We start from the raw sequence: 9,274 nt of genomic DNA, 5'->3' as shown, positions 1-9,274 counted from the left end.
TTCATTTTATAAATATATACAGTAATCAAATTGATAAATCATTAACGAATACAGGGTATTAGTTGAGGTGAGCTATCCATCGTTAGTAAAGCGAGGTAAGTCCCAGCTTTGAGACATTACTCAAGATCAAGGTGATGAATTTTCGCTCAAAAGCCATGCTATAGCTTGTATGTTACGTAGCTATCGGCACATTAGTTCACGGAAACGGCAAGACGATTTTCACAGCCCTAAACCTTTGATTTTAGTTCTCTTAAAAACAAAAGCCCATCAGGTTCAACCTGATGGGCTTCTGAATAAATAGGTGACACGTTCGGTTAGCTAACAAATACAACTAACCACTAGTGTCATTTTGTTAAGCGGCTCGCCGTCCAAACGTAAAGCAGCTCGAGAGCAATCGTCGCACCAGCTAATGCTGTAATCTCGCTTTGGTCATACGCTGGAGAAACTTCTACAACGTCCATACCAACCATATTGATGCCTTGCAGGCCTCGGATGATTTTCAAAACTTTATCTGAATTCAAACCGCCGCATACCGGAGTACCTGTACCTGGGGCAAAAGCAGGATCCAGACAATCGATATCAAACGTTAGGTAAACTGGCTTATCACCGACAATGCCTTTCACTTGAGCAATGATCTCGTCCACGCTCATGTCGTTCGCTTGCATCGCGTTAATAACGTTAAAGCCGTGGCCTTCCTGCTTGTACTCTGTACGAATACCAATTTGCACTGAATGTTCAGGCGAAATTAAACCTTCATTTGGCGCATGGTAGAACATAGTGCCGTGATCGTAACGACTGCCCTGACTGTAAGTGTCAGTGTGCGCGTCGAAGTGAATCAAAGCCATCTCACCGTACTTCTTGCCGTATGCTCTAAGTAAAGGCAGTGTAATGAAGTGATCGCCACCTAAACCTAACAGAGTTTTACCACTGCTTAGAATCGCATCAGCCGCCGCTTCCAAACGTTGAGTTAGGTCTTCTGCATCACCACAATCAAACACAAGGTCGCCAGCATCAATCACTGAAGTATGTTCAAATACATTGAAGTCCCAAGGGAATTTTTTGCCTTCCCACGCCAAGTTCACCGACGCACGACGAATCGCATCAGGCCCCATACGAGCCCCCGGTCGACCCGACGTAGCCATATCTAACGGCGCGCCCAGCACAACCACATCAGCATCATTGTCGATTGGATTTTGCACCAATGGACGACGCATAAACGTCATTGCATTGGAGTACAGCGAGTAATCTGGTTTAGTAAATAGATCGTTCATTAAAAATCCTCAAGATAGGTGTAACCCATCAAGCCTTGCTCTAACTCTTCAAGTACGCTTTGTTGCTCTTGATCTGGTACTTTCGCCGTGACCAAATCTTTGTAGTTCTGACGAATCAGATCCGTATCGATGTGAACATAACGCATCATGTCTTCAACCGTATCGCCTTCATTGATGTAGTCGATATTCGCTTGACCACTTTCATCAACATTCACCACGACACTGTGGGTATCACCAAATAGGTTATGCATATCACCCAAGATCTCTTGGTATGCGCCTACTAAGAAAAAGCCCATCAGGTATGGTTCATCTGGGTTCCATGCAGGAACTGGCAGAGTCGTTTCAATACCTTGACCGTCAACGTACTGATCAATCGTACCGTCAGAATCACAGGTGATATCCAATACAACAGCGCGTCGCTCGTCCGCATTATCCAAACCACTTAGAGGCAACACAGGGAATACCTGATCGATACCCCAAGCATCTGGCAACGATTGGAACAACGAGAAGTTAACAAAGAACTTGTCGGCTAAACGCTCGCTCAGCTCATCCAAAATAGGACGGTGGTAACGGTTCTTAGTGCTCATACGAGAGCTAAGTTCGTAGTTAATACGCAAAGACATCTGCTCTGCCCAAGCACGGTGCTGAAGATTCAGCATGCCTGTTGCAAACTGGTTGTGCGCTTCTGCGATATCACTCTGAGTGTCGTTATAGATCTCGATCAACGCTCGGTCATCGTTGCCTGCATCTAGTTCTAAGAAATTCTTCCACATGTTGTGTAGCAACATTGGTGCGTCAGCTTCTGGAGCCGCCATATCTTCCGGAAAATAGCTTTCTGTACCGATCACATTAGTCACAAGCACAGCGTGATGCGCAGTCAACGAACGACCAGATTCCGAAATAATCACAGGTTGTGGCTGATTGTAGAGCTTACAAATGTCCCCGACTGTCATCACAATGTTTCGAGCGTACTCAAGCAAGCCGTAGTTCATTGAGTTTGAAGACTGGCTGCGTGTGCCGTCGTAATCAACCGCCAAACCGCCACCCACATCGAGGTACTTCAATTGAGCCCCGATATCGCGCAGTTCACAATAGAAACGCGCCGCTTCACTCACGCCATTTCGCACATCACGAATATTGGCCATTTGTGAGCCAAGATGGAAATGCACTAACTCGAGAACATCGAGTTGGTCTTCTGCTTTTAAACGTTCAATAACGGTCAATACTTGTGATGCAGACAATCCAAACTTCGACTTTTCGCCACCACTTGCTTGCCATTTACCTGCACCTTGAGAAGCAAGACGAATACGCAAACCTAAACGAGGTTTCACGCCAAGCGCTTTCGCTTCAGAAAGAACAAGATCAAGTTCTGATAGCTTCTCTAGAACGATAAATACTTTATGACCTAGCTTTTCGCCAATCAGCGCAAGACGGATGTATTCTCTGTCTTTGTAACCATTACACACAATCACCGAGCTCGCTTTTTGAGCCAGCGCCAATACCGCTAATAGTTCAGGCTTGCTACCCGCTTCTAGGCCCAATTGCTTCTGCTCTAATTGAGCTTGGCTCGCTAAGATCTCATCAACCACTTCTTTCTGCTGGTTCACTTTAATCGGGTAAACAAGCAGGTAACGGTTGTCGTACTGATATTCGTCGATCGCTTGGTTAAATGCGTTACAGATATTGTGCACACGTTGATGCACTATTTGAGGAAAACGCACAAGAGCAGGCAAACCAATATTTCGCTGCTCTAACTGTTTTACGATCTGACTAAGCGGAACTTGATGATCGGTTTCGCTCGGTGAAACATACACCTCGCCGTTATCATCAATTCCATAAAAACCTTGGCTCCAGTGCTTTACATTATACTCAGCACGGATGCGTTCCAAATTAACCGAATTTTCCAATTCTAGAGACCTCACACTATAGGGCCATCGACAGAAGATACCTCTTTGGAATAGCGAGGTATAACCCAACAAAAAACGCTCAAAAACGATTTGTTGGCTGCATTAACCGATATTATTAAGAGTGAGTCCAACCATTGATATTTGTGGTTACGATTACATTTTTTTATCGACGATCCGACTTAAAGTGACAAGTAAGGAATTACAAGGTTTTAGGCTAGAAAACAGGCTGAAATGCATCACAACTCAAGCACTTTCCCACAAAAATTTAGGTGCAAAAAATGCTAGTTATACATCAAGTTTTTCGAAAAATAAGTGAGGTTAAGTCAAGGTCATGACAAATATCAGCACTTCTCAGTCAGAGCTCCCATTATCACCAGCACTGCATATACCCTATGATTCTGTACCCATTAGTACCTCGTTTTTCCAACTAAAAACCGCTCGCTTCAACGTTGTGACCGCTCAAATATTGAGCTTTTTCCGTTCATCTCTTGTAAACGTCGAAATCTTCGCGTAGATTTAACTGACCAACCAATCGGTCAGCTTTCGAATTTAGGAGATACTATGAGCCATAATCTAGACTTTGAACCAAACCCGTCGAGCATTAACGACATGGATCAGATCTTCAACCGACAAAAAGATCACTACCGCAATAATGTTAATCCTACGCTTGAGCAGAGAAGAAAAAATCTCTCCACCTTAAAAGCATTACTAATACGCAACCAAGAGCAATTGATTAACGCAGTGTCTGAAGATTATGGTCATCGCGCAAAACACGATAGCTTGATCGCTGATATTACCCCTTCTCTTCACCAAATTAATTACAGTGATAAGAATCTTAAGAAATGGTTAAAGCCATCGCGCCGTAAAGCAGGTTTGATGCTAACACCGGCTAAGATAACTGTGCATTATCAACCTGTTGGCGTTATCGGCATCATTGTGCCTTGGAACTTTCCTGTCATGCTCTCTTTAGGGCCTCTGATCACGGCGTTAGCGGCGGGTAACACTGCGATGCTCAAGATGTCTGAGTTTACTCCTGCGACCAACCGTGTTTTAAAAGCCATGCTGGCTGAAGGCTTTAATGAAGATCAGGTCGCAATTATCGAAGGCGAAGCTGACGTTTCTGCTAAATTTAGCCAACTGCCGTTTGACCATATCCTATTTACCGGCTCGACCTCTGTGGGTAAGCACGTAATGAGAGCGGCAGCCGACAACTTAACGCCTGTCACTTTGGAATTAGGCGGCAAGTCTCCAACGATTATCGCCCCTGACTTTGATGTGGCTGACGCTGTTGAACGCATCCTGTTTGCAAAAAGCTTAAACGCAGGTCAGATTTGTGTAGCTCCCGATTACATCCTATTACCACGAGAAAAAGTCGATGCATTCATTACGGCTTATAAGCGTTACTTCCACAAGCTATATAAAGACGGTATCGAGAGCAAAGATTTAACCTCAGTGATCGATATGCGCCAATACAATCGTTTGAAGGGTGTAATTGCAGATGCTCAATCTAAAGGCGCGGTTATTCACACGGTAACCGAGCAAGCACAGGACGATGTGAACCACAGAATGACGCCACACCTTCTAACAGAAGTGAACGAAGATATGATCGCAATGCAAGAAGAGTTGTTTGGCCCTGTTCTGCCTATCGTGCCTTATGATTCTATTGAAGAAGCGATTAACTACATCACAACCAGAGAACGTCCACTTGCTCTGTACCTGATGAGTCATGATAAACAGATCCAAGATCAGTTCTTATCGAACACGCATTCTGGCGGTGTTTGTATTAACGACTCTCTAGTACACGTGGCTGCAGAAGATGCGCCGTTCGGTGGCATTGGCCCTTCAGGCATGGGACACTACCACGGCATTGAAGGCTTCAAGACCTTTAGCCATGCCAAAACCGTTCTAAGTAGAGGAAAAATTAACTTCACCAAGTTAATGCACCCTCCTTACAACAACCCAATTAAAAAGCTTCTGTTCAAAGTACTTAATAGATGATTACGAAAAGACAAAAAATCTTAGATGCAGCGCTCCTTCTCTTCTCTCAACAAGGGTTAGAGGGCACATCTACCGGACAAATAGCGAAAACAGCCGGTGTAGCGAAAGCAACGCTGTTTCACCACTTCGAAAACAAATCTCTATTGATAGACGAATTGTTTCGCGATTTGAAGCTAGAACTGTTCTCGACCCTTCAACCACACACAGGTATAGCAGAACAAGATCGCTACCAAGCCTTTAAGTTCATGTGGATAACAGGGATTGAATGGGCACTAGAGAATCCAGTTGCGATGAAGTTCTTCACCAATGTTCATTTCGACCCAACGACTCAAACTCGAGAAGTCATTGTTTCACAGATGTTCGCATCGTTAGACGAGATCATTTTGAAAGGACAAGAAGACGGTGAATTGATGTCATTAAACATTGATCTTGTTAGGCACTTCATCCATAGCCACTTTTTGATTTGTGCAAACTGGCTCATTGAGCAGAGCGAATCTCCGCCAGAGAAAACATCGAAGTACATCAACGATAGCTTTGATATGTGTTGGCGAGCCGTTGGTGGGCAAATACAATAGCCCTTCTGATCTCTAGATACTCCGCTATCAAGTAATTAAAGCGTCACCAAATTAATTAAAGCGCCACACAGGCGCTTTAATTATTTGGATACATTTTAATCACGTCACCATATTGACCCAGAGTACGTTCTTTCAGTAACATCACCCCATCATTTCAAAAGAGAATAACGCCATAATGAAGTACTAACATCCTGACATCCGATTTATTTTTATAAAAATCATTTGGACACTCGGGGGTTAGTGGGCGTTACTTCGTCACCTATTTCTTGAAAAATCAAGCTATTGAAGAGCCGTCGATTTAAGGCCAACCTCTTTAAGATCAGTATCTTGAATAAAGAGAACATTTCAGCAAGATAATCTCTATCTTTTGCTGTCATCCTACTTAAGTAACGTCTTTGGCGATCTAGACATAGAATCCCACGTAGGAGTCTATCCAGAAAAGCGCCTCACCCCTTTTACTCGTTTACACGTAAAGGGAGGTATTTACATGCCTATTATATTAGCCAACAATCTCTCATTCCAGCTTGATACTGGTGAATGGTTATTCAAAGACATCACCTTTAATTTGAGCACTCGCCTCACCGGCCTAGTCGGCAGAAATGGAGCTGGGAAGTCACTACTGCTTTCGTTACTGCTCGGGCAAATACAGCCAACATCAGGCAATGTTTCGCGCCAAGGTTCGATTGGTTTTTACTCTCAGTTGCCATCAGCGCTACTGGATACAAACATCACCATCGCTGACTTCTTGGGGATCACCAAAAAGTTAGGCGCATTACACGCCATAGAACAAGGTAGCTGCGAAATTCAGCACTTCAATATCATTGGCGATGATTGGGATTTAGTCGCCCGTACTAAGCAGCTTCTCGCTACATTGAAAATAATTAGTGATTTGAACACGCTTTGTTGCTCTCTGAGTGGCGGGCAACTCGCCCTGTTACAGCTTCATCAATTATTCACATCAAACCACGAGATACTAATTCTCGATGAGCCTTCAAACCACTTGGACAGTGACGGTCGCAACTGGGTACTCGAACAATGCCAGTTGTTTGCAGGCAAAGTACTTATTGTTAGCCATGATCGAAGCTTATTAAAACATATGGAGGGGATCTACCACTTAAGCAGCTTGGGCCTACGTTTCTATAAAGGAAATTACGACGATTACTACAAACAAATTTCTAGCCAAAGCGAAGCGCTAGACAAGCAGATCGCGCATCATCAATCGGAGAAAAAGCGACTCGAGCGCCAAGCTCAGACTAACAAGGAAAAAGCACAACAACGTGAGTCTCAGGGTAACCGACTAAGAAAGTCAGGTAGTCAATCCAAGATATTATTGGATGCAATGAAAGATAAAGCAGGTCAAAGCCAAGCCGCACTGGCGACAAACCAAAGGAACCTCATTGACCAAAACCAACATAAACTTCAGTCGCTTAAAGGGCAGAAGGAGCGGTTAAAACCGCAAACTTTGTATCTGCAGCAGAGCAATATCAGTAAAAAGAGTTCTTTGTTAACCGTTGAAAACTGCCGCCTTGTTTACGGCTCTGGTGCACCAATTAGTTTCTCTCTATCGCAAGGGGAACGGTCTTCTTTAACCGGTGCTAATGGGTGTGGAAAGTCGACGCTGTTAAAGGCCATTCATGGGCAACACTCGAACTATACAGGCTACATTAAACGCTTAGGAACCACAGTATACTTGGATCAACACTTTGGACTGCTGGACACCAACGATACCATGTTCGATTGCCTGGTGACACATAGCTGCGGCATGACAGAAAGTGACGCACGCACCTTGTTAGCTGGCATCGGGTTTAGGCGAGACTCCGTATACCGAAAAGTGGCACATTTAAGTGGTGGTGAAAAAATGAAGCTGGCGATGTTGATCGTTAGCCACAAGCAAGACTCCCCGCTTCTATTACTCGATGAACCGGACAACCACCTAGACATCGACTCAAAGCAAATATTGGCGTCCGCTTTACGTGAATACCAAGGCGCATTTATCTTGGTGAGTCATGACAGCGACTTTGTTGAGGAGGTCGGTGTCAGCCAAAACCATATACGACTTTAACCTTCGTAAATTCGTTCACTTAGTTTAGTTAAGCGAGCATCGTTCCGGTGCTCGCCTTTCTTGATTGAGACAAGTAAACTACGCGCCTCGAACATCTATTCATAAGGCTAAGGTTTGCATACTCTAGAACAATTAAAATCAGGGCAACTAAACGGTATTAAGCGCTTACAACTGTCAGAAGGCCTCACCGAGTTTCCTTTAGAAATCATCGAGCTTGCAGATTCTCTTGAGATCCTAGACCTTTCAGGCAATCAGCTGTCAGATCTACCAGAAGAGTTATCACAGCTGACTAACCTGCGTATTATCTTCGCGTCGAATAACCTGTTCACGCACCTGCCTGATGTTCTGGGGTCACTTCCTAAGCTCGAAATGGTTGGCTTCAAAACCAACCAAATCAAAATCGTTAGCGAGCAGTCTCTGCCGATTCAACTACGTTGGTTAATCCTGACCGACAATGAGATCGAGGTTCTGCCTAGCTCGCTAGGTGAAAGACCGCGACTACAGAAACTGGCATTGGCAGGCAACAAGATTCGCGTTTTACCAGAAAGCATGGAAAACCTATCAAACCTTGAACTGGTTCGTCTGTCTGCAAACCAACTGACTGAATTCCCAGAGTTCCTTATCAAGCTACCAAAACTGGCTTGGTTAGCGTTTTCGGGTAACCCGTTTTGCAAACATCCGAGCAGCTTAGATAGCGTGCCTGCCGTAAGCTCGCAATGCTACTCACTCAATCAAGTGCTGGGCCAAGGTGCGTCTGGTGTGATTTCTCATGCTAACTGGTTAAATGGTGACTTTAATTTCCCACAAGAAGTGGCGGTTAAAGTATTCAAAGGCGAAGTAACAAGCGACGGTTACCCACACGATGAACTCGAAGCGTGCCTTCAAGCTGGTCATCATAGCAATCTAGTGAAGTCTATCGCTCAAGTTGATGAAGAGAACTACCTAGCATTGGTGATGGAGCTTATCCCGAGCAACTACTACAACCTAGGTTTGCCGCCTACTCTTGAAAGCTGCACTCGCGATACGTTCAACGAAGGCTTCGAGCTTTCAATTGCTCAGATCAATAGTATTACAGAACAGATGATTGATGTGTTTGAACACCTTCATACCAATAAAGTTTGTCATGGTGATCTATACGCACACAACACTTTAGTTAACGAGCAAGGTCAGATGATCTTTGGTGACTTCGGAGCGGCAACTATCTACGGTTATCTGACTGAAGAGCAGCAACAAGGCATTCGTCGAATTGAAGCGCGTGCACTGAAGTACTTTATTGAAGACCTATTGACGGTATGTGCAAAACAAGATCAAGGCAACGAGCTTTATACTCGATTGGCGAACTTCGAAGCTTAATAACTTAATAACTTAATAACTTAATAACTTAATAACTTAATAACTTAATAACTTAAACTACTCAGTCGAATTGAAAACAACAAAGCCAACATCACTGTTGGCTTTTTC

At 44.1% G+C, this 9,274-nt stretch carries 6 protein-coding genes; 4 read left to right on the top strand and 2 right to left on the bottom strand.

Features of this window, described 5'->3' with window-relative positions; genetic code table 11:
- Positions 1 to 344 precede the first annotated feature (344 nt).
- Both speB and speA read right to left on the bottom strand, forming a co-directional pair.
- Positions 345 to 1,271: an agmatinase gene (gene speB, locus IQO02_RS12110; protein ID WP_010438310.1), complete on the bottom strand. Its 927-nt coding sequence runs from the start codon at positions 1,269 to 1,271 to the stop codon at positions 345 to 347.
- Positions 1,271 to 3,178 carry an arginine decarboxylase gene (gene speA, locus IQO02_RS12105; protein WP_010438309.1) on the bottom strand — a complete coding sequence of 636 codons (1,908 nt, stop codon included), beginning with the start codon at positions 3,176 to 3,178 and terminating at the stop codon, positions 1,271 to 1,273. Before speA ends, speB begins: the two co-directional genes overlap by 1 nt.
- Positions 3,179 to 3,739: 561 nt before the next feature.
- Between speA and IQO02_RS12100 the strand changes: the two genes are divergently transcribed.
- From IQO02_RS12100 to IQO02_RS12085, 4 genes are all read left to right on the top strand, one after another.
- Complete coding sequence (locus IQO02_RS12100) at positions 3,740 to 5,176, top strand: coniferyl aldehyde dehydrogenase (protein WP_010438305.1); 1,437 nt, start codon at positions 3,740 to 3,742, stop codon at positions 5,174 to 5,176.
- Positions 5,173 to 5,751, top strand: coding sequence for a TetR/AcrR family transcriptional regulator (locus tag IQO02_RS12095; protein ID WP_010438304.1), 579 nt, complete (start codon positions 5,173 to 5,175; stop codon positions 5,749 to 5,751). Before IQO02_RS12100 ends, IQO02_RS12095 begins: the two co-directional genes overlap by 4 nt.
- A gap of 487 nt (positions 5,752 to 6,238) precedes the next feature.
- A complete protein-coding gene (locus tag IQO02_RS12090; RefSeq protein ID WP_010438299.1) occupies positions 6,239 to 7,813 on the top strand; it encodes an ATP-binding cassette domain-containing protein in 1,575 nt (524 codons plus the stop codon).
- A gap of 114 nt (positions 7,814 to 7,927) precedes the next feature.
- A complete protein-coding gene (locus IQO02_RS12085) occupies positions 7,928 to 9,166 on the top strand; it encodes a leucine-rich repeat-containing protein kinase family protein (RefSeq protein WP_010438297.1) in 1,239 nt (412 codons plus the stop codon).
- Positions 9,167 to 9,274: the final 108 nt, after the last annotated feature.

This window comes from Vibrio sp. OPT24 (assembly GCF_015163545.1).
GTDB classification, from domain to species: Bacteria; Pseudomonadota; Gammaproteobacteria; order Enterobacterales; family Vibrionaceae; genus Vibrio; species Vibrio cyclitrophicus.
The sequence above is the reverse complement of the archived record's forward strand: the minus strand, read 5'-3'. Positions and strand labels throughout refer to the sequence as shown.